A 22,014-nucleotide genomic window follows, 5' to 3' on the forward strand; every position below is an offset into this window, starting at 1 on the left:
TTTTTGATATACTAATTTTTAAACTCATGTGGCATAAGTCAATCTTTATGCCAATATAAAAAACCAAAGTAAATTGTCAGTTTACTATTGACACACCAAAAAAATATGACAACATGACATTTTTAAAACCTGACATTCATGGCATATCAGTACTTTAAGTGTCATTATCAGGAGCTGATTCCTGCTGTCTGCTCTATCTTTTCCTTGCTAAAGAAGCAAGAAAAAGGATGCCGCTCCCATCAGGGCTAGGGCACTTGGTTGTGTTAAAAAAAGTTCTGTGAATACCATTAAAATAAGTACATTCGTCAAAAAAAAACGATGAACGAAAAATACCCTTTTTTACTCGAGAGAATACAATCTATTCTAATTGACTCGGTTTTAATAGTTGCTTGCATGATCATTTTCTCTGATATTTTATCTAATTTCAAAAATGTACCCGATTGGCTAAGGGCTGTTTTACTCGTAGCTCTATTTCTATACGAACCAATAGCCACTACTTTTGGTGGCACAATAGGCAATAACATAAAAAGCATAAGAGTCAGAAAAAATTCCGACAGCACAAAACGAATCAATATTTTCCAGGCTCTGATTCGATATTTCATCAAATTACTATTCGGCTGGCTTTCTTTTATCACTATTTTTTCGAGCTCAAAGAAACGAGCCCTTCATGATATTCTTAGTGGGACTGTAATGGTGAAAATTTAAGCAGAGTAAAAAATAAAATTCATAAAACCTGCACCTCTTCATTGGCTACGTTATCATTATGCTATTCATTTGCTTTAAGGCTGAACAGGTTTAAGATATACCCAATCGTTCTTAGTACACAACAATAGTAAAACAACCAAAATCTATATCCCTCGCTATGCGAAGCCTCGCGACTTCCAGTAGCGCTTTAGTTGAATTATCGTTTTTATTCCTATATTCGTCGAGCCGAAAATACTCGGCTTCTAAACCCCTAACCATGACAAGCGCCGAAATTTTAGTAACAAGGCGTTATGAAATCTAAAAAAATCACTATGAAAAAAATTTTTCTCGGAATTATCTCTATCATATCATTTTCAATGTATTCACAAAACAGATATGAGCTTCTTGAAAACGGAAAAGAGAAATTATTTCTTTCAGATTCAATTTCAAAAATGGCTGAAAGTGGATTAATAACAAATCGCCCTATTGTTGTTGTTAATGGAATACCATTTCGTTACCAAGATTTAGAAAAAGAAAAATTACCATTGTCAAAAGTTGCTATTGAAAAGATTGTAGCAATTGATAAACAGAAAGGCATTAGTATTTATGGTAATTTCGGCGAAGCAGGAGTTTTAATAGTTACAACCTCAAAAACGAAAATATTTTTACTGGAAAATGAAGACGAATCACAATATTATTTGGTTGACAAAATCAAAACCGCTTTCCAAAAAGATGAAATTGCTAATCCTCCATTAATAGTCATAGATGGAGAGCCTTTTAAATATAATAAAACTCTTAACACAATAGTTCTACCTATAAAAAAAGAAATTATATCAGATGTTACCATTTTAAATAAAAACAGTAGTAATGTTATATATGGAAAAGATGAAGTTTACGGAGCTATAATAATAACAACTACAAAATAATAAGAACAAAGCCCGGCTAACTAATAACCGTTACACGAGATCTGGACATTATTCTGAATTTGTAGCTAGTTTTGTACTTGGAAAACTTGTGCATAATGGAGAAAATCCCGCATCTTTATTCCCCAACCTCTTGTAGTGCCAGAACGTTGCGCCACAGTTAACCGCAGAAGTAAAAAAAAACAAATTTATAATGTTATTAAATTTCCCTGAACAAATTATTGACGATTTTATAATACCTGCTTTTACTATAAATGAAGGAGAAATTATTATAATTGAAATTCTTGGAGGTGCTAAATTTAGGAACTTAACTCTTAAATTAAATAGTATTTTTACAAATCAAAACTCAAGTTTCAAATATGTTGAACACATAGAAACAAATTCACTTTTAAGTTTTATCTTTCCTCTAACAGTTGAAAAGTATCTTAAGAATTCTGGCTCAAATATATTTTATAGAAATAAAATATATGAACTTAATTGGATGAAACCAAAAATAAAAGTGAACACATTAGCAGGAAGTCCTAGAAGAATACTAAGCTTATACAAAACGTTAACTTTTACAAAGAATATTATTATTGATTTAGTTGGAGTCGACCCAATTGGAGGAGTTGAAATTTATCAAATCTTGAAAAGTAACAAAAATAAAAATGGAGCTATAATCTTATTTGATTCGTGCAATGAGTTTGAAAATGATTGTTCAAAATTTATAAGGACAAAATATATTGGAGAGTAATAGTAAATAAAATAACCGATCGCACAACAGCCGTTTGTCGTGATTGAGCCTTTCTTGAATTATCGTTTTATTCCTACATTCGGCCTTCTAAATCCCCATACTCGTATAGTGCCAAGACCTTGGTAGTACTATTATCGAAAAATTAGACACAATTGTAATCCACAGCATAGAATCAGAAAATTAAATTTTTAAACAATGAGTAATTTATGAAACGTAATATATTAATATTAGTGTTTTTTTTAGGGATTATACCAATCTCATGTGAAAGTGTAGACCCATATTATAAAATTGACAATTTGACTTGTCAGGCTTTTAAAGACGAAGCATTAACAAATCTTGTTAAGCCTACAGATATAATTTCAGAAAATAAAGTATACTTTAAAATTAACATGTCTTATACCTACGTTGCAAATATTGAAAAATCAAGACAGTGGTTCAACTTTACAACTTCAGCTTATGCTTTTTCAAAAGGCACCCCAGGTATTGACGGACTGAAAGATAAATTGAAAACAATTGAAATATTCAGTAATAATAATTTTAATGGTAAACCGGCAGGTACTGACATTAAAGATTTATTTAAATGGCATGATGTTCAATGGGATGGTCAACAAAAAACAATAGATTCATTAGTAATTGCTTTAAATCAAAGTTCATTTTTTATAGGCGGTAATCCGTATTTTTTAAAGTTAATTCTAATGGAAAAACCTAATGATAATTTACCGCAAACATTTACCTTTAACTTTGTTTATGAAAACGGTAGTCGCCAATTAGTTAGTTCAACTGATATTAATTGGGTCTAAAAATACAACTGTCAACAGCCGTTAAAAGAGATTTGGGTACTTGGCTTAATTTACAGCTGGTTTTTGTACTGGGAAAATTTTTGCTTAATGGAAAAACTCCAGCTTTTCGAAGTGTTCTTTCACAATATTGCGATCGCTGTGCGAAGTCTCCTGGCTTCGCAAACACTACTATATTCGGCTACAACTTTTTTAGCTCATTGGAGCGGGTACGAAGTCGGGAGACTTCGCTCAGCAGGGGAGTAAAAAAAAATACAATAACAAGGTTTTGTGCGAGCCGGGCTCAAGTGCCAAATTTAAGTTTTGTACTTGAAAAATTGACGTACAATGAAAAAAGTCCGCATCTTTAATCCCCAACCTCCTTTAGCCCCAAAGGCGTTAGTTATGATTTTGAACAATAAAAACGAAAATTCATCGAATCAGCCAATTATGAAACTATACAAACTAATCACAATATCTCTCATTTTATCTTTTTTAGTTTCTTGTAAATCAAAACAAAAAGAAATAGTTCATGAAATAAAAACTGAAGACAAAGCAACCGGGCTTAATGAACCTAAAATTTATAAGCTTAAAAAACAACTAATTAATGCCGACTTTGACTATTCAAAATTAGATGACATTGATAATAATTATGGATTATTTCATAAACCAAAAAAAAGAATTAGCGCTTTTGAACCCAAAAATGGAAAATACAATTACTATCAATTTATTGCCACTTTTAAAGGAAGTAGTTATAACGGCGGTGCTCCAACTTCAATAAAAGAATTTAAAGACATACTGATTATTAAAACAAATAATGAAAATCAAATAATTGATGCCTATCAGTACACTTTAGAATGGTCTGAACCACCTTTCCAATATGATGTTTATAAAGCATCTGCTAAACATTTAAAATTGACAGATCATTTAATGTTAGAAAGTCTACAATTAAAAAGAACCTATAGTAGGAACGAAAATGATACATTATCTAACGAAAAAGGCATTATAAAATTACAATAAAAACAGCAGGCAACAGCTATTTTAAAAAACTCATGAAAAACAAAAAAATCATATTCCATTTAATTATTGGATTACTATTAATTAGTATTGGTTTTATTACTACTTTCAATTTTTGGCGGAGTGAAAAATGGATATTTCCCCATTAAAAATGGGAACATCTTTTGTTTTTTTAGGGGCAGGCTCGTTATTTATTTCAAACTTTATAACAAAAAAAATTAAGTATAAATTTGACCAATACGCTATAAAAACAAACAATAAACGTTAACAGCCGTAAGCTGTAATTTTAGAAAAACAACAACTATGAGCCTATTTAAACGATTATTCGGAAAAACCGAAAACAAAGAACAAGAAAGAAATTCATCAATAATTGAAAAGAATGCTGAGGAGCATGAAAAAAAAGCAATGGATGAACTTAAATCTTCGCCACAAAATGACCAAGATTTATTTTTAGAAATGATGAATAAATTATCCGGTTCTAATGAAATTAGTACAAATACACCTGATCTTTTTAAAACGGAATTGTATGATTCAATAAATCGATACTATTCATCTCCTGAATTTAGAATTGAGCTTAGTTTAGAAGACGAACAAGGGAATTTGTTTGAAGAACACGAAGCTTTTAATTTCACTTTTAATGAATGGAAAAAAGTCAGATCAATTTGGGACCGAAGAGCAATTTTATTTGAACAATGGGATGAAACTGAACTTAACAAATTACAAAAATGGCAAATAATTGAACGATTTGTAAAAGACAGATACGCTCTAAAAGCTTTAAATTTTCAAGAAACCAATATAAAACAAGATGATTTTCAAGATATAAGATTGATTGTTGCACTATCAAAACTTTATCGTGTTTTAAACTCCATTCCTCAAGCTTTACATTATTCAAAAGGCGCTTACGAATTGAGACCGGATTTAGATATTGTCAAAACCGAATACGCTAATTTATTACATTTATCCGATTCATATGAAGATAAAGAACTATCCCATAAATTAATTAACGAAGTAATCGAAAATAGAATTAAAAACGATGCTAACGAGAAAGAAATTCCATTATTAAATTATTTTGCTTTTTCTGTTAATTATATCGATTCATCTATTTTTGCAATTAATTTTCTTAAAGCAGGAAATTGTGATGATGAAACTTGGGAAAAATTAGCCGAAGAATATTATTGGTGTCCAACATTTAGATACGAACATTCGATTTTTCTGTCACAAAATGGAGAAAGTCTAAGAGCATTAGCTAAACTTGACTCCTTAGCAAATGAATTTCCTTGGTATGAATCTGGTGTATTGGCAAACATTGACGCTATAAATCAATTAAGAATACAAAATAAAGACAATTCATTTATGAGTGAAGAAATGAATAAAATGGAACAGTATAAATCAATGTGGAAATAAAAATTACAGTCGACAGCCGTTTTAGTTTCCAATCTCGTAAAGCCCAAAAAATGTTGGCGGCACAATTAAAAACATGAAACCGATAAAAATTATAATTAAAAATTTAGCCTCGTTAATATTAACTTCTGTTTGCTTTATTTGTGCTTATTTGGAGTTTGAAACAACAACAAACATAAGCAGAAATGTTACTAGTTACGATAGTTTAAATGGAAAAATTATTGAAACAAAAATAACTGAAAACAATTCATCAGTAGCCGGAAAGTATAAACTTGCCTCAAAAGTATTTACTTTCAAAATTGAGGGAAATAAAAAAGTTTTTGGAGTTTATAACAAAGAACAGAATTATGATTTGCTTGCTAAAAAGTTGAATTTAAACGATGAAGTACTAGTTTATTTTAATGATAATAATTCAACAAACTTAAATTTAGATATCTTTCAAATTGAGAAAAAAAATGAAGTTGTATATAGCGCAGCAGAATATATTGAAAAACAAAGACTAGGTGCGTATATTGCTCTCATTGGCGGATTTATTTTACTTGGAATCACAATAATTGAAGCCAAAAAGGATTGTAAAAAATACTACCGCTAACCGTTCCTGGCATTTTCGCACAAAGCACCGAAAATAACCAATGAACAACCATAAAACAACAAAATATGTTAAAGAAACTCTCCATAATTAGTTTATTGATTCTATTCCTCCCCTTTTTTCAAACTTGTTCAGACAAAAATATTTCTGAAAATAGAAACTTAAAAAATAGTCCATTATGGGAAGAGGTAAAAAGCGTCTCTAGAACGGAACTTAATGAAAAAGAGTACAATTTAACTTTCGCAGAACTGACCGTAAAAAAGCAAAATGCAATTACTGATTTTGTAAAACTCAAAAAAAAAATAACACTAAACGGTTATCAAATCGGGAAACTATTCATTGATGATATTGAAACTCCTCAATGGCCATTACTGCCGTTCTCGATTTCTATTTTAATAAATTTACTTCTAGTATTTTACTCGTTTAAAAACAAGCCTAAAGTAACTCTGATTTTAGGCGTTTTGAATATATTTTTACTAATACTCCCGCTGGTATTGCTATATTTTGGAAAAGTTTTTGAAGATATTGAACAAATAAAGAGTGGATACTACTTATTACTTTTTAATCTCTCAATAATTACTGTGGAATCCTATTCACAATTGAAAAGAAAAAACATCAGATAACAACAAGTTTACTGTAACCAAAAAGAATTCTGCGACTTGAATGAGCTCCTAACGAATTTAAGTATGGTTGAATTACGAAAAAACTAAATATAAAACCTATTTAATGAAAAAAACAATTTTATTTCTTTCTTGCTTATTTTTAAGTACAAATGTATTTGCGCAGAATTTTGAAAAGTTAAAACTTAATGAAAATGAAATTCCTGTAGATTATCATTTGACAAATAAACCAAAATGTATCTCAATACAAGCTTGCACATTCTACAATAATCCTGATCTATATTCTGCTTTGATTGGAAAAGTAAAACATAAAGAAGTTCAAAATTTTGAAAACAAAACTGACAGTGGAAGCATTATGTATTTTGAATTTGAAAATAATTTTGAAATGCAAGGTTTCCTCGAAGGTCTACTTTGGGGCGGAAAAAAATCTACAAAGGAGCATCCGGAAGATTTTTTTGTAAAAGATAACATTTTAATTATTTGGAGTTTAGCTGAAAAAAGTTTACTAAAAAAAGTATCCAAAGAAAAAATTACATTCTCAAAAACGATAGAGCAATAATAAAAATCATTAATTTAACCGAACGAGCAATAAACAAAGAAAACTATGAAAAAAAAGATCTTTTACTTACTACTTTTTTGTTTCGTTTTGTCTATTCCATACTTCCTTTCTAAAAATGAAATTTTTAAACCTAAAACTCAAATTGACACAAATAAAACTTTAAACATTAAAGACTTAAACGCAAGAAAATTTATACAACTATTTATAGAGAAGTATGACCAAAAGCGAGGGCTTAATTCTGTAACTTTTTCGGGAGACTTTCCTAAAAATTGGGTCAAAAAAGAGGATGTAGAATATTTGATTAGTATACTTAATTCTAATCAAAAGTGCTGTGGTTATATGAATACTTTTTCTTCATTTATTTCAGAAGATAATGCCGAAGTTGGTGGATTTGCAATTATTTTTTTAAACTCTTACATTACAAATTCAAAAATAGAACTCGGTCTGAATTCTAATCCTAAAGTTGACAAAAAAGAAATTGAAAAAATAATGTATTGGTATAATAATCTTAAAAACAAATAAAATCCAATGGTTAACGGCTTGCAGTGATTAGGTCTTTAAGCTTAATTAAAAGATGATTCTGTGCTTCAAAAAATTGTGTTTAATAAAAAAAACGCGCCTTTAAATCCCAATCACTTCAAAAGCAAAACATTGGACGATCTTTTTGAAGAGCAGAATAAGATAGAAACATTTGCAACAAATAACAAAATGAAAAAACTGAATATATTCTTAAATGTCCTTATTATCGTATTTGTTTGCGCTTTAGGATTGCGTGGAAAGATTTCAGGTGAAAAATTTGTTTCTCAGAAATGGAAAAATGCAAATTTAAACCTTGAAGACAACATGACTATGCGTTGGGATATGATGAACAGTTTGCGAAATAATTATAAACTAATCGGAATGTCCAAAAACGAGATTATTAATTTGCTCGGAAAACCTAGTAGCAGTTTTTCAACAGAAAAAGAATTTAGATATTATCTTGGATATAGTAAAACCGGAATAAACACCGGAAGTTTAACAATAACATTTGAAAACGAAAAAGTCACAGAAATTAATGTCTGGCAAGGCTAAATTGATCCAAACAGCTTGAAGAGATTGGGACTTTAGTGCAATTACAATTTTTATTGCTATATACGTTTAGTCAAAAATACTCAGCTTCGAAATCCCTAACCCTTTCAAGCACTAGATCGCTATTAACAAATTTAACACAGAGTCAAAATATAATACAATCAAAATTACATCCACTAACAAGCGTTTACAGATAATTTTAAGTAACCGAACTAACTAAACATAAAACATATAAATCTCCAATGACCAACTTTAAACTTTGGCTTGAATTTGAACATGTCGATTTTAGCAATTCTGATATGGAAAATGAATCTTGTAATATTCATGTTGATTTGCCAAATGGAAAACATTACGGAATAAACATTTGGACGTATAAGTTTTTAGAAACTTTAAAAAAGCTGAATGAAAAAAGCGGCGACAATTTAAATGGTTTATATCAATGTACACCAGATTTATTTGTAAAGGAACTTACAAGGGAGTGTATTGAAAAAACTATTGCAGATTTACTAGAAATTGGAAATCTGGAAGATGTATTAAATCGGAGTGTACTTTCAGAAAAATAAAACCCATCATCTAACGCATAAAATCAAAATTTAAAACCAATAAAACTAAAACAGGATAATTTAAGAAACTTTGTGAATTTTTTATTTTAAGAAATAACTAAATTAGTAATCTCAAAAAATACCTCATTCAGTAAAAGCCAAATAATGGAAAATTACAGCATCATCATTTTTATCCTGGCCATCGTAATTGGACTTTCTGCTTTTGCAGATAAAATTAAGTTACCCTACCCTATTTTATTGGTTATTGTTGGAATCATAATCGGTTTTTTTCCAAGCATGGGCGAAATTGAGATTAATCCCGAAATTATTTTTTTGATTTTTCTGCCTCCGCTTTTATACGATGCTTCTTTTAATATTTCGCCAAATGATTTTAAAACCAATATCAATACAATTGGTACATTGGCCATTACATTAGTTTTTGTTACCACTTTAGGAATCGCCATTGTCGCCCATTACCTGATTCCCGGAATGACCTGGCCGCTTTCGTTTGTACTTGGCGCAATCCTTTCTGCCACCGATGCTGTAGCGGCAATAAGTATCACAAAAGGGCTAAAAATTTCACACAAAACCATCACAATCCTTGAGGGAGAAAGCCTTATTAACGACGCATCGGCATTTGTTGCTTACCGCTTTGCTGTGGCGGCTGTAATGGGATCAGCTTTTGTAATTTGGAAAGCGACCTTACAGTTTATGTTATTGCTTGGAGGTGGTTTTTTGGTTGGTTTTATCATGGCCAAAATTCTCGCTTACATCCTAACCAAAGTGCATAAAAATGTAAACGTTACGATTAGTTTTATGCTCTTAATGCCCTTTGTAGCCTATCTTGTTGCTGAACATCTGCACGTCTCAGGCGTTATCGCGGTAGTCGTTTTAGGATTGTCTATTGCCCGATTCAGTAATAAAATCTTCCCCGAAAGTTTAAAAAACAACTCCAGAACGCTTTGGGATATTATTATTTTTCTCCTTAACGGATTAATCTTTATTTTAATTGGTCTTAATTTCCGCTACATCCTCAAAGACATAGACAATACTATGATTTTGCCTTATATTGGGTATGCTGCGATTATTACCATCACAGCACTGTTAATTAGAATGGGAAGGGTTTTTCTGCAAAAAATAAACCTTCAAAAAGCTTTTCTAGATACAAAAGGAAAAAGAAAAGTAAGCGAACATGCTCTTTTAGACTTCAACAACAGTATTATTTTAGGTTGGTCTGGTATGCGCGGTATTGTTTCGTTGGCAATCGCGATCGGGCTACCCAAATTTCTGGAAAACGGAACACCATTCCCTCAAAGAAATGCTATTATTTTTATTTCAGTTGCGGTTGTATTATTAACCCTTATCGGACAAGGACTTACTTTGCCCTGGATTGTAAAAAAATTAACTCCAAAAGAAACAAATCGTTCTTAAAATATATTTTTTATACATTACTAAACCAACTAATCCTTATGAAAAATAGAATTGCAATTTATGGTGCCTACGGACACACCGGAAAGTTTATTGTCTCCGAACTCTACAGACAAGGTTATAAAAATCTTATCCTTTCGGGAAGAGATCAGGAAAAATTAGTGCTTTTAAATCAAGAATATCCAGATTTAAAAATACAAGCAGCATCTATTCACGATCCGAAAACATTAGATGATGCATTTTCAGGTGCAGAAATTATTATAAACTGTGCCGGCCCTTACTTAGACACCGCAGAACCTATCATAAAATCTGCTTTGCGACTGGGTAGTCATTACATTGATTTAACGGCGGAACAAAAACCTGTTTTAGACATCTTCGAACAGTTTTCTGAACAGGCAAAAAACGATAAAATCCTCATAATTCCTGCCTCTGCTTTCTATGGCGGATTAGCCGATTTATTGAGTACTGCCCTAACCCACGATTGGAACCAGATCGATGAAATAAATGTTTATATCGGACTGGACTCGTGGCATCCAACAAAAGGAACAAGGCTAACAGGAGACCGAAATCACTATAAAAGATTAACGTTCAAAGACAATCGTTTACAAGAACTTGAAGCAAGTCCTTCGCAAGAATGGGATTTTAAAAGTCCAATTGGGATTAAGGAAGTTGTTGCTTTGCCGCTTTCTGAAATCATTACTATTTCGCGTCATTTAAATGTTAGCAGTGTTAATACCTATCTTAGTCAAAACTCTTTGAATGATCTTAGAAATGATGATACTCCGGAACCTAAAGCTGTAGACAGCAAAAACAGATCCTCACAACAATTCTGTGTTGATGTTGTTGCAACAAAAGACAACCAAATAAGAATCATTACCGCTCAGGGACAGGATATTTATGCCGTTACCGCTCCGTTGGTAGTAGAAGGAATAAATAGAATTTTGTCAGGCAGAGTAAAAAAGACCGGTGTAACAACAATGGGAGAAGTTTATGATGCAGCAGATTTTTTACAAGCTTTAGATGAAGATGACATCGAAATATCAGCTATAAAAGAATCTCAATTGAATTAAAAATAAATTACTGCATTACCCAATGGCAAAATTGATTTCACTATACTTTATCCTTTTCTCCACGTTGCTCTTTGCTCAAAAAGATAATTTCAATAAAGAGATTACCAAAGTAAAAGGCGATTTAAACAAAGACGGTTTAATCGATTATGTTTTAGTATCACAAGACACCTTAAATGATGAAGGACCTTATAAACTCGAAATCTATTTTGCCGAAACAAATGGAAAATTCAAACCAATTCTTTCTTCAACAAAAGCAATAGACCCAGCATTTCCTGAGGGCAAAAAAGGTTATTACTCAGGGAATGCTTTTTCAGAAATTACGATCAAAAAAGGGATTCTCAGTATTAATATTGAACTTACAAGAGGCCATTATGAACATAAATTCCGATTTCAAAATGGCAATTTCGAACTTATCGGTTTCTCCGAAGCCTATTCTGACGGCCTAGGTACAATGACCACAATAGATTTTAATTTATCTACCGGAATCCGAATTAAGGATACAGAACGTTATGACGACGAAAGTGGAAAGCCAACGCATTCCCAGAAGAAAGTCCTTATCAGACCATTACCTAAATTACAGGATTTCGTCTCTTTTCAAACAGAATTTTATTAAGCTGTTGCTGATACTTTAAGTTTTCATAAAGAACTTTTCCGGTTTTTATTTGTAATTTCGATTTCTGACAATAACCGTTTTTATGAGAAACAAATCTCAAAAAAACAGTTCCGATTAACATTAAAATTAAAAAAACAAATGGTTTCATTTACTAAAGAATTATCTTTTCGCTGGTCAGATCTTGACCCAAATTTTCACGTTCGCCATAGTGCTTATTACGATTTTGGCGCACAACATCGTATCGAAGTTTTAGAACAATTGGGGTTGACTTTAAGAATAATGCAGACAGAGGGCTTTGGACCCATTTTATTTAGAGAAGAGTGTGTTTTTAGAAAAGAGCTAAAACTTTCAGATAAAATATTCATTCATACCAAAACTTCAAAAATGAAAGCGGATGCGTCACGCTGGTCTATCATTCACGAATTTAGAAAGGAAGACGATACACTTTGTGCCGTTATTACCGTTGATGGCGCCTGGATGGATACTAAATTGCGTAAATTAGCTACTCCAACTCCACAAATTGCAGTTGATGCTTTGAGTATTTTTCCGAAAAGCGAAGATTTTATAGCACTTTAAAACAGCTCCTATGTAATAAATTGACTCCATTTTGTGCTTACAGTTAAACGAATGTTTCAACCATAATTAAAACAATAACTATGAAAAAAGCAATCTTAAGTTTTTTTACACTATTAATTTTAATCTCTTGTAACAACCAAAAACCGCAAAATATGGAGTCAAAAAATACAGCCTTAGTCAAACAATATTTCGAGCATTTCAACAACCACAAGTGGAAAGAAATGTCCGAAATGTATACCCCGACTGCCGATTTTAAAGATCCGTCACTCGGAACAGGGATCGTAAAACAAACTCGTGCTGAAACCCTAAAAAAATACAGCGAATTAAATCAGATGTTTCCCGATTTGACTGATAAAGTCATTCAGATCTATCCTTCAGGAGAAAATAATGTTATCGTTGAATTTGTGTCTTCCGGAACTGCCGAAGACGATTCAACTTTTGAACTCCCAATTTGTACTATTTTTACAATTGAAAACGGTTTGATTACAAAAGATTTTACCTACTACGACAATTTCGACGAATAATAAGCTCCTTTTTACAACGAATGATTGATTATATAACAGATTTTAGGATAGGCATTTTTGTCGCTATTATAGTGATTGTAACCATCGTTTTGGGTGCCATTACAGATAGAGCCTTAAAAATGTTTCTCTATCGCAAACTCAGCGATAAAGAATACGATGCGACAGGTTTTAAGTTTTTAAAACATTTAATCATTACGGTTATTTATATTTTGGGATTTGCATTTGCCTTAATACAAATTCCGGAATTTAAAATTATCGGACATTCCTTTTTGGCAGGTGCCGGCGTTATTTCGATCGTGGCCGGTTTGGCTTCGCAACAAGCGTTAAGTAACATTGTAAGCGGTATTTTTCTTGTGATTTTTAAGCCTTTTCGCATCAATGACAAAATTACCATCAACAATTTTGTAGGTACCGTTGAAGATATCAATCTAAGACAGGTCGTTCTGAAAGATGCGGAAAACAACCGAATCATTATTCCAAATTCGATTATTAGCAATCAAATTATTGTAAACACCAATATGCACGATACCAAGTGTTGCAAAATAATCCAAATTGGTATCGGTTACGAATCGGATATCGAAAAAGCGCTGGAAATTATGAAAGAGGAAGTCAGCAAACATCCCCTTTCTATTGATAATCGAACTGCCGAAGAAAAAAAGAAAAACACGCCTTTAGTTAATGCAAGAGTAGTTGAACTCGGTGCATCAAGTGTCAATATAAAAACCTGGGCATGGGCAAAAAACTCTACGGACGGTTTTATTATGTATTGTGATTTATTGCAAAGCATCAAAAAACGTTTTGACGAGGCCAATATTGATATCCCTTATCCGCAACAGGTTGTCACGTTAAAGAAATAAGTTTTCTAGAGTAAGACGTTGTTAGTTTATTGAAACTTCAATCCAAAATTTACTTTATCAAAAGTTGTACTGCAGGAAACTGCAAAACGACCAAAGTTTACCGTTCCAAAAATTCCTTCTTCTCCCTGACCGGAATAAAACCCTCCCGCCGCGAAACGATCGTTCTGATATTTTAAAGCAATATCATTAACTCTGCTGCTTAACTGACCAAAAGCAATCAGATGTGGAATAATTTCGTAACTCGCAAAAACTTTTGGAACCAGTTTTCTGTAATAATCGGAACTTTCATCGGTATCATAACTAATGCTTGTTGAATGCAAATTCTCGAGACTACCACCAATAAAAGTGTTCTCCTTAAAATGCCAGGATACACTAAATCCCGTAAATGTTCCGTCATAACCACTCCTCGACTCTAAGTAACCTATAGCGATTGTAGCTCTGAACTTTTCACATATCTTACCGATATAACCAACATAAGACCGATCAATATCAGACTTATCGATGCCAGCTCCCAAAATAACATCGTCCTCGCACATCGTAAAGGCGTACTGAAAGTAAGTCGAATATTGATTTTCATTGCCCGCAATAACACTACGTCCTTTATCAAGATCGATATTGGGTGAAATTAAGGTTGAGTTTATAACGGCAAAATCAAATGTATTGATTTCCTGGGCAAATGTAGGGGCTGTCAACAGGAATAGAAGTATTGTTCTTTTCATAATATCAATTTTAGCTTACAACATTCTACTATTAAATTTACGAAAAACCTTGCTATTTAAAAAAAATATCCTTTTAAGTGCATTATTCATCGCCAAAATACAACATTTTAAAAATCAAGCAGTTAACTTAAAATTAAACGAAACTAAAAAGAAACCTACAAAAATTAGAAGTCACGGTAATTCGCAGTCCTTTACTTTTTCAGATAACTTTAGCATTTTACTCTTTGTTTTAAAAATGGTTCTCTTTACTTTTATAAGTATCAATTCAAATTCGGTCAGATAATAAAAGCGGAATCCGTTCTTTGATCCATTAATCGTATTTTTGAAATATAATAGCAATCTTAAAAAACTGACAATATGTTTACAATCGAACAAATAAAAGAAGCACATTCTAAAGTAAAATCGGGTGCCGATTTTCCAAATTATATACAAGACTTAATTATTCTGGGTGTTAAAGGATACGATACTTTTGTGCACGACGGTCATGTAGAATATTACGGCGTAAACAATTACAACGTTACTGCTGATGAAAAATATGCCGAAATTAAAGTTGCCCCTTTTCCGAACAAAGAACTATTTATTGAGTTTTTGGTAAAACATCAGTATGGTGAAACCGATTATATAACATTCTGCGGCCATTGTGCGCAATGTGGTATTGCAAAATGGCGTGTTGATATAGTCGAAATGACCTGTACTTATTTTGATCAATCAGATAATGAAATCCTGATCGAAAAAATCCCAAGTTAACCTCATTCACAAAACAAACCAACAAATTCAATTCGCGCCAATTCATGCAATTTGTGGCAAAAAAAGGAAGCATCAAACACAAATCACCAATTTTCAATCCTTTATAAAACCAAAAAACGCCAAAGCCATGTCAACTAAAATTTCGCCTCTTATAAATCCCAATGAACTACTGGAATTACATACTTCACAAGAAATCATCCTAATAGACGCGAGAGCAGGAATCGGTGCGGAAGAAAATTATAAAAAAGAGCATTTAAAAGGTGCGCGATATGCTGACTTGAACCACGATTTAGCCACGATCACAACCGAACCTACAAAAGGTGGAAGACATCCTTTACCTTCTCTCGATAAATTTTCAAAAACACTATCAAACCTTGGAATTCAGCCTTCAAGCCATGTTGTAATTTATGATGACAAAAACGGATCCAATGCCGCTGCCAGATTCTGGTGGATGCTCAGAGCTGTCGGACACGAAAAAGTACAGGTTTTAAACGGTGGTTTACAGGCTGCTATCAAAAGTGGCTTTCCAATAAGTTCAGAAATTGAACCTTTTGACACCGTAGAAAATTATCCGATTAAAGAATGGCAATTGGGTTTAGCGGACATAAACCAAGTTGAAACGGCTCGAAATAATGACGAATTTATCGTTATTGATGTTAGAGACAAAAATCGTTTTGATGGTCTCACAGAGCCTCTGGATTTAATCGCAGGACATATACCGGGAGCGACTAATGTTCCTTTTAGTGAAAACTTAGACGAAAATGGCTTTTATCATGTTGCTGAAACATTAGCGAAAAAATATACTGAAATTTTAGGTCCTGTAAAACCCGAAAATACAATAGTCCATTGTGGTTCGGGCGTTACGGCTTGTCATACTTTATTAGCAATGGATTATGCCGGAATTCCGATTCCAAAATTATATGTAGGTTCCTGGAGCGAATGGTCACGTAACGATCGTCCGATGGCAACCAAAGAAAACAATTAATCTTTTAAGAAATAAAAATGCAGCATTGGGATATCCTTTTATCAAATAAAGTAAACAAAAAAGCTTTTATCGACACGTTACTTTCCGGCACTATTGAAGGAGAATTGGCCGTTTTTAAAGACCAGAAAGGCATTCTTTTCTCCGACATGGCGATAGAGAAATTTATTGAAAAAGAATACCAATATGACATTGTAGAAGCTTCTCCGGATTCGCACCGACAATTGCGAACCTTTTCTTCAGGCGAGCGTAAAAAAGAGTTTCTTCGATACTGTATCAATCAAAAACCTGATTTCATCATTTTCGACAATCCTTTTGATCATTTAGATCAAGCCTCCCGTGTTGTTTTGGCAGAATCACTAAAAAAACTGACCGATAGTATTGCTATTATTCAATTGGTTAATCGATATGTTGACGTTCTTGATTTTGTACCCAATAAAGTCCAAATTAAGGACAATTCGTTTGCTTTGCATCCATTATCAAAAGTCGAAAACCATTTTAAAACATTACAGACTACTTCAATTCCAAAAGCCATAGAACCGCATTCCTTTCACGAAAGTGTATTAATAAAAATGGAAAACGTTTCGGTAAGTTACGAAGAAAGAAAAATTGTAGATCAAATATCGTGGACCATAAAACCGGGTGAGTTCTGGCAACTTATCGGTCCAAATGGTTCCGGAAAAAGCACAATTCTTTCTTTAATTACGGGAGACAATCCAAAAGGATTTGGTCAGGATTTATTTTTATTTGGAAGAAAAAAAGGAACGGGAGAAAGTGTCTGGGACATTAAAAAACAGATCGGAATCTTCACCACTTCGATGACCGATTTGTTTCAAAAAGGCCACACTTTAGAACAAATGATACTGTCCGGATTTTTCGATTCTATCGGATTATATACAGAACCTACAACTTTTCAAAAGCAAAACGTAGCACAATGGCTTGAAGTAATCGAAATGAGTCCATTAAAAAACAAACGTTTTACAGAACTGTCAATCGGCCAGCAAAGAGTAGCGTTGATCGTTCGTGCCGTTTTAAAACATCCGCCATTATTAATTCTGGACGAACCTGTCGAAGGTTTAGACGACGAAAATGTAGATTTGGTAATTCAGCTTATCAATACCATAAAACAGGAAACCAGCGTAGCGATCATCTACGTTTCGCACCGCATCGAATCAGGCCTCGCTCCTACTTCTGTATTTGAATTGGTGCCCACACCAACAGGTTCGATTGGAAAAGTAAAATACCATTCTGAATTAAATTAATAATAATAATAATAGATAACTACTATACTATGAGATATACTATTTTGGTATTCCTTTTTTTCTTTTTTTCTCCGGCAAATAGTCAAGATCTCGGTGTTACAGAAAAAGATCTTATCAGAAAAAATATTTTATCATATCGTATCTTCTATTTAACAAAAGAAATAGACTCCGAATATCAGTTCAGCAGAGCTTGTCTTTTACCATTAGAAGATTGGAATTTAAAAATTAGTACAGAAGTGGAACCTATTAATTTTCCAAATAATAAAAAATACACATTTTATCGAATTACTAATTTTGATTATACCTATTTCAAATTTGACTCTGATGACACAATACTCAAAAAAAATAGCAATTGTGGCTTTGTGCCTTTTAGTAATAGATTTTTAGTAGCTGTAAATAAAGACAAAATCTTATTTATTTCTGGAATGTTTTTTAAAGATCCTATAGCAAGTTTTTTTAAATTGAACATAAAAGACCCTGAATCCTTTATCGAATATTTGAACATGAAACTTTTTAACTTCAGCATAAATAATATAACCTTCAAGAAAATTAAAAAGAATAAATTAATTTATACGGGATTTATTTCAACACCAAAAGATATTGTAACTATAGAAATTGATTTGAAAAATTTTGATAATGTTAACTGGTTTTATACCACCCCTCCAAAAGAAACCATTTATTTGAAATAATCTAAAAAATCATATCATTAAGCTACATTACACAAAAAGCTTAATTAACTTAATATTTTAATGATAAAACAAAAAAAGCTCCAATAGGAGCTTTTTATATTACAAAATTATCTAATTTTCTAATTGACAAATTATCTAATTAGTTCTCTTCGTCTTCCATATTATGCGTCTTTCCATAATTGCGCCATTTCTCAATACAATCTTGAAAATCTTGCGGTAATTCGGTATCAAAACGCATCATTTCTCCCGTAGTCGGATGCACAAAACCAAGAGTTTTAGCATGCAATGCCTGACGTGGTAATGCTTTGAAACAATTGTCTATAAATTGTTTGTATTTTGTAAAAGTGGTTCCTTTCAGAATCAAATGCCCTCCGTAACGTTCGTCATTAAACAACGGATGTCCGATATGTTTCAGGTGCGCACGGATTTGGTGTGTTCTGCCTGTTTCCAATTTACAGGAAATAAGCGTTACATAACCAAAACGTTCCAACACTTTATAATGTGTAATTGCAGGTTTCCCGATTTCAGGATCAGCAAAAACAGCCATTTGCATACGGTCTTTTAAGTGTCTGGCCAGATTTCCTTCGATCGTTCCCGCTTCTTCCGCTACATTACCCCAAACAAGTGCGATATACTCACGTTCAGAAGTTTTAGCTTCAAATTGCTTTGCCAAATGTGTCATGGCAGCTTCGGTTTTGGCTACAACCAAAAGTCCCGAAGTATCCTTGTCGATTCTGTGAACCAAACCAGGACGTTCGCTGCTATTCATTGGCAAATTATCAAAATGATGTGCCAAAGCATTCACTAAAGTTCCGGTGTAATTTCCGTGACCCGGATGTACTACCATCCCCGGTTCCTTGTTGATTAACAACAAAGCATCATCTTCATAAACAATATTCAACGGAAGATCTTCCGGAAGAATATGATTTTCAAAGGGCGGGTGCGATAACATCACGGTTACCACATCTAATGGTTTTACTTTATAATTTGATTTTACCGGAATATCATTTACAAAAATGTTTCCTTCAGTAGCTGCGTTCTGAATTTTATTTCGGGTCGCATTCTGAATCAAATTCATTAAATATTTGTCAATACGCAAGAGCGCTTGACCTTTAGGGACTTCAAATCTGAAATGTTCGAATAATTCGTCTTCCAGATCTAAATTTTCAATATTATTGTTCATCTTTTGGGGTTTCAGTTGGTGGCACAGCTAAACTATCTGTCGCCTGACTGTCATCTGCATACGTTGCTTTTCCGTCTCCTAAAACCAAATCAATTTTAGAAGCTTTCAATACACGGTCACCTACTTTTAAATTTCTTCCTTTGTAACGCATTTCCAAAACCATATCTTTTCCAAGATTCGGAATATAGGTAATTGTTCCTGCTTCAAGTCCTAAAGCCTTTAGCGTAGGAACTGCTTCACGATACGTTTTTTCTATTAAATCCGGAATTCGAACAGACGAAAATCCGGAAGCATTAATTTTTATATATATTTTTCTACCAACTTTTACCTTTGTTCCAGGCAATGGATCCTGCTCCACTACACTGTATTTTGGAAATTCACTTCGGTAATCAACACTATCCAAAAGCACATAATCTAAGTCCAGCTCGTCTAATTTTGCTTCTACTTGCTCTTCGGTTAGTTTAGATAAATTCGGAACAGCGATTTCATGTCCGTGATCAGTTGTAAAAGTCAACCAATGCATAAACAAATAACCCAAAACTGCAATAATAGCAGCCGCACCTAATACTTGCAAAAAGAACACACGGCTTGTTAAATACTTACGTAAACTCATAAAATTATTTTTAGTTGTGGCAAAGATAAACCTATTTCGTTTCAAAAAAAATGATAATTTTGTTTAAAACAAGAAAGTGGCAAAAAAACGCTACGTTAAAATTTAACCGCAAAGGCCGCAAAGATTTCACGCAAAGTTCACAAAATTGTCGAACTTGAAACTTGAAACTTGAAACAAAAAAACGAACAAAACATACTAAACATAAAAAAATGAAAAACATAGCCATCATCATGGGCGGATATTCAAGCGAATATAAAATTTCTCTTATCAGCGGAAATGTTGTGCACCAATATCTTGACAAAACAAAATACGTTGGTTTTCGTATTCATATTTTCAAAGAAAAATGGGTATATGTAGACGAAAATGAAGCTGAATTTCCAATTGATAAAAATGATTTCTCCGTAACTGTAAACGGGCAAAAAATTACTTTTGACTGTGTTTTCAATGCCATTCACGGAACTCCGGGTGAAGATGGATTAATGCAGGCTTATTTCGAATTGTTAAACATTCCGCAATCTTCCTGCGATTATTACCAATCTGCACTTACTTTCAACAAACGTGATTTACTTTCGGTTTTAAAACCATACGGAATCAAAACAGCCATTTCTTATTACCTAAATAAAGGTGATGTTATCAATACCGAAGAAATTGTAAAAAAAGTAGGTTTACCTTGTTTCGTAAAACCAAACAAAGCTGGATCAAGTTTCGGAATTTCAAAAGTAAAAACCGCTGCCGAATTGCCAATTGCTATTGAGGTAGCTTATAAAGAAGACAACGAAATCATCATCGAAAGTTTCCTTGACGGAACAGAAGTTTCGGTTGGTGTAATCAATTATAAAGGTGAAATTAAAGTTTTACCAATTACAGAAATTGTATCTGATAATGATTTCTTTGATTATGAGGCCAAATACGAAGGAAAATCACAAGAAATAACACCGGCAAGAATCTCAGACGAATTAACTCAAAAAGTAGCTGAAACAGCCAAACGTGCTTACGAAGTTTTAAAAATGAAAGGTTTCTCCAGAAGCGAATTCATTATCGTAGACAACGAACCTTATATGCTCGAAATGAACACCATTCCGGGACTAACAACAGAAAGTTTGATTCCACAGCAAGCCAGAGCAGCGGGAATCTCTCTGGAAGATTTATTTACTAATGCGATTGAGCTGGCGTTAGTTTAAAAAAGTTACTGAGGTTCTGAGATTCTAAGTTACTAAGATTTCAGGACCTTTTTTAATTCTTAAAAATAGCTTTCTTTATCAATTTCGACAAAGAAGAATTCAAAATAAAACCTCCGAGCCTTTGAACCTCAAAAACTCAGAACCTTAGAACCTTAGAAACTCAGAACCTCAAAAAAAATGAGAAAAGCCATATTCCCCGGATCATTTGATCCCATTACACTAGGTCACGAAGACATTATCAAAAGAGGAATTTCTTTGTTCGATGAAATTGTCATTGCGATTGGTGTTAATGCCGAAAAAAAATACATGTTTTCACTCGAAGAAAGAAAACGATTTATTGAAGAAACGTTCAAAGACGAACCAAAAATAACGGTTATTACCTATGAAGGTCTTACCATCGACTTATGTCATAAACTAAAAGCGAACTTTATTTTAAGAGGGTTGCGCAACCCAGCCGATTTCGAATTCGAAAAAGCGATTGCGCATACCAACAGACGTCTTTCAAAAATAGAAACCGTATTCTTGCTGACAGCAGCCAAAACATCCTATATCAGCTCCAGTATTGTTCGTGACGTATTGCGAAATGGTGGCGAGTATGAAATGTTGGTTCCGGATGCTGTAAGGGTGCAGAAATAATTTAGTCTTAAATATAAATTTG

General features: G+C 32.9%; 27 protein-coding genes. 24 read left to right on the forward strand and 3 right to left on the reverse strand.

What is annotated here, in order from left to right:
• Window positions 1-318 precede the first annotated feature (318 nt).
• From AB674_RS22130 to AB674_RS09290, 18 genes are all read left to right on the forward strand, one after another.
• On the forward strand, window positions 319-705 hold the full coding sequence (locus AB674_RS22130) for an RDD family protein (protein WP_082210615.1): 387 nt from the start codon (window positions 319-321) through the stop codon (window positions 703-705).
• A 311-nt stretch (window positions 706-1,016) separates the two neighbouring features.
• Window positions 1,017-1,610, forward strand: coding sequence for a hypothetical protein (locus AB674_RS21855; protein WP_131701531.1), 594 nt, complete (start codon window positions 1,017-1,019; stop codon window positions 1,608-1,610).
• A gap of 190 nt (window positions 1,611-1,800) precedes the next feature.
• Entirely contained in the window at window positions 1,801-2,340 is a 540-nt protein-coding gene (locus AB674_RS09210) for a hypothetical protein (RefSeq protein ID WP_047775911.1), read from the forward strand.
• 206 nt (window positions 2,341-2,546) lie between these two features.
• On the forward strand, window positions 2,547-3,140 hold the full coding sequence (locus AB674_RS09215) for a hypothetical protein (RefSeq protein WP_047775912.1): 594 nt from the start codon (window positions 2,547-2,549) through the stop codon (window positions 3,138-3,140).
• A 324-nt stretch (window positions 3,141-3,464) separates the two neighbouring features.
• Window positions 3,465-4,136, forward strand: a complete 672-nt coding sequence (locus AB674_RS09220; protein ID WP_047775914.1) for a hypothetical protein — start codon at window positions 3,465-3,467, stop codon at window positions 4,134-4,136.
• Between the two features lie 300 nt (window positions 4,137-4,436).
• Window positions 4,437-5,537 (forward strand): hypothetical protein, encoded by a 1,101-nt coding sequence (locus tag AB674_RS09225; RefSeq protein WP_047775916.1) that lies wholly within the window; start codon window positions 4,437-4,439, stop codon window positions 5,535-5,537.
• A 73-nt stretch (window positions 5,538-5,610) separates the two neighbouring features.
• On the forward strand, window positions 5,611-6,126 hold the full coding sequence (locus AB674_RS09230; RefSeq protein WP_047775917.1) for a hypothetical protein: 516 nt from the start codon (window positions 5,611-5,613) through the stop codon (window positions 6,124-6,126).
• Window positions 6,127-6,191: 65 nt separating this feature from the next.
• Window positions 6,192-6,746 (forward strand): hypothetical protein, encoded by a 555-nt coding sequence (locus tag AB674_RS09235; RefSeq protein ID WP_131701532.1) that lies wholly within the window; start codon window positions 6,192-6,194, stop codon window positions 6,744-6,746.
• 103 nt (window positions 6,747-6,849) lie between these two features.
• Entirely contained in the window at window positions 6,850-7,302 is a 453-nt protein-coding gene (locus AB674_RS09240) for a hypothetical protein (protein ID WP_047776297.1), read from the forward strand.
• 45 nt (window positions 7,303-7,347) lie between these two features.
• Window positions 7,348-7,824 carry a hypothetical protein gene (locus AB674_RS09245; RefSeq protein ID WP_047775920.1) on the forward strand — a complete coding sequence of 159 codons (477 nt, stop codon included), beginning with the start codon at window positions 7,348-7,350 and terminating at the stop codon, window positions 7,822-7,824.
• 60 nt (window positions 7,825-7,884) lie between these two features.
• Entirely contained in the window at window positions 7,885-8,373 is a 489-nt protein-coding gene (locus AB674_RS09250) for a hypothetical protein (protein ID WP_240478075.1), read from the forward strand.
• A gap of 239 nt (window positions 8,374-8,612) precedes the next feature.
• Window positions 8,613-8,933: a hypothetical protein gene (locus tag AB674_RS09255; protein ID WP_047775925.1), complete on the forward strand. Its 321-nt coding sequence runs from the start codon at window positions 8,613-8,615 to the stop codon at window positions 8,931-8,933.
• A gap of 144 nt (window positions 8,934-9,077) precedes the next feature.
• Window positions 9,078-10,343 carry a Na+/H+ antiporter gene (locus tag AB674_RS09260; RefSeq protein WP_047775927.1) on the forward strand — a complete coding sequence of 422 codons (1,266 nt, stop codon included), beginning with the start codon at window positions 9,078-9,080 and terminating at the stop codon, window positions 10,341-10,343.
• Between the two features lie 38 nt (window positions 10,344-10,381).
• Window positions 10,382-11,410, forward strand: a complete 1,029-nt coding sequence (locus AB674_RS09265) for a saccharopine dehydrogenase family protein (RefSeq protein ID WP_047775929.1) — start codon at window positions 10,382-10,384, stop codon at window positions 11,408-11,410.
• Between the two features lie 22 nt (window positions 11,411-11,432).
• A complete protein-coding gene (locus AB674_RS09270) occupies window positions 11,433-12,023 on the forward strand; it encodes a hypothetical protein (protein ID WP_047775931.1) in 591 nt (196 codons plus the stop codon).
• Window positions 12,024-12,161: 138 nt separating this feature from the next.
• A complete protein-coding gene (locus AB674_RS09280) occupies window positions 12,162-12,599 on the forward strand; it encodes an acyl-CoA thioesterase (RefSeq protein ID WP_047775934.1) in 438 nt (145 codons plus the stop codon).
• A gap of 80 nt (window positions 12,600-12,679) precedes the next feature.
• Window positions 12,680-13,123, forward strand: a complete 444-nt coding sequence (locus AB674_RS09285; protein WP_047775936.1) for a nuclear transport factor 2 family protein — start codon at window positions 12,680-12,682, stop codon at window positions 13,121-13,123.
• Between the two features lie 20 nt (window positions 13,124-13,143).
• Entirely contained in the window at window positions 13,144-13,980 is an 837-nt protein-coding gene (locus tag AB674_RS09290; RefSeq protein ID WP_047775938.1) for a mechanosensitive ion channel family protein, read from the forward strand.
• Window positions 13,981-14,006: 26 nt separating this feature from the next.
• Here AB674_RS09290 and AB674_RS09295 read toward each other — a convergent pair whose 3' ends face one another.
• The gene (locus AB674_RS09295) at window positions 14,007-14,699 is read right to left on the reverse strand and encodes a hypothetical protein (RefSeq protein WP_047775939.1); all 693 of its coding nucleotides are present in this window, start codon (window positions 14,697-14,699) and stop codon (window positions 14,007-14,009) included.
• A 357-nt stretch (window positions 14,700-15,056) separates the two neighbouring features.
• On the opposite strand from AB674_RS09295, the gene AB674_RS09300 reads away from it, so the two are divergent.
• The 4 genes from AB674_RS09300 (at window position 15,057) to AB674_RS09315 (ending at window position 18,379) form a co-directional block, all read left to right on the forward strand.
• Window positions 15,057-15,446 carry a DUF1398 domain-containing protein gene (locus AB674_RS09300; protein ID WP_047775941.1) on the forward strand — a complete coding sequence of 130 codons (390 nt, stop codon included), beginning with the start codon at window positions 15,057-15,059 and terminating at the stop codon, window positions 15,444-15,446.
• A gap of 127 nt (window positions 15,447-15,573) precedes the next feature.
• Window positions 15,574-16,431 (forward strand): sulfurtransferase, encoded by an 858-nt coding sequence (locus AB674_RS09305; protein WP_047775942.1) that lies wholly within the window; start codon window positions 15,574-15,576, stop codon window positions 16,429-16,431.
• A 17-nt stretch (window positions 16,432-16,448) separates the two neighbouring features.
• Window positions 16,449-17,690, forward strand: a complete 1,242-nt coding sequence (locus tag AB674_RS09310) for an ATP-binding cassette domain-containing protein (RefSeq protein ID WP_047775944.1) — start codon at window positions 16,449-16,451, stop codon at window positions 17,688-17,690.
• 29 nt (window positions 17,691-17,719) lie between these two features.
• Window positions 17,720-18,379 carry a hypothetical protein gene (locus tag AB674_RS09315; protein WP_047775946.1) on the forward strand — a complete coding sequence of 220 codons (660 nt, stop codon included), beginning with the start codon at window positions 17,720-17,722 and terminating at the stop codon, window positions 18,377-18,379.
• 139 nt (window positions 18,380-18,518) lie between these two features.
• Here AB674_RS09315 and AB674_RS09320 read toward each other — a convergent pair whose 3' ends face one another.
• Together AB674_RS09320 and AB674_RS09325 are read right to left on the reverse strand one after the other, a co-directional pair.
• Complete coding sequence (locus AB674_RS09320; protein ID WP_047775954.1) at window positions 18,519-19,562, reverse strand: RluA family pseudouridine synthase; 1,044 nt, start codon at window positions 19,560-19,562, stop codon at window positions 18,519-18,521.
• Window positions 19,552-20,175 carry a PASTA domain-containing protein gene (locus AB674_RS09325; protein ID WP_047775955.1) on the reverse strand — a complete coding sequence of 208 codons (624 nt, stop codon included), beginning with the start codon at window positions 20,173-20,175 and terminating at the stop codon, window positions 19,552-19,554. The genes AB674_RS09320 and AB674_RS09325 overlap by 11 nt, the downstream gene beginning before the upstream one ends.
• A gap of 209 nt (window positions 20,176-20,384) precedes the next feature.
• On the opposite strand from AB674_RS09325, the gene AB674_RS09330 reads away from it, so the two are divergent.
• Both AB674_RS09330 and coaD read left to right on the forward strand, forming a co-directional pair.
• The gene (locus AB674_RS09330; protein WP_047776301.1) at window positions 20,385-21,356 is read left to right on the forward strand and encodes a D-alanine--D-alanine ligase; all 972 of its coding nucleotides are present in this window, start codon (window positions 20,385-20,387) and stop codon (window positions 21,354-21,356) included.
• A gap of 177 nt (window positions 21,357-21,533) precedes the next feature.
• On the forward strand, window positions 21,534-21,992 hold the full coding sequence (coaD, locus tag AB674_RS09335; RefSeq protein ID WP_047775957.1) for a pantetheine-phosphate adenylyltransferase: 459 nt from the start codon (window positions 21,534-21,536) through the stop codon (window positions 21,990-21,992).
• The last annotated feature ends 22 nt before the right edge of the window (window positions 21,993-22,014 follow it).

Source organism: Flavobacterium sp. ABG (assembly GCF_001027725.1).
GTDB lineage: Bacteria > Bacteroidota > Bacteroidia > Flavobacteriales > Flavobacteriaceae > Flavobacterium > Flavobacterium cupriresistens.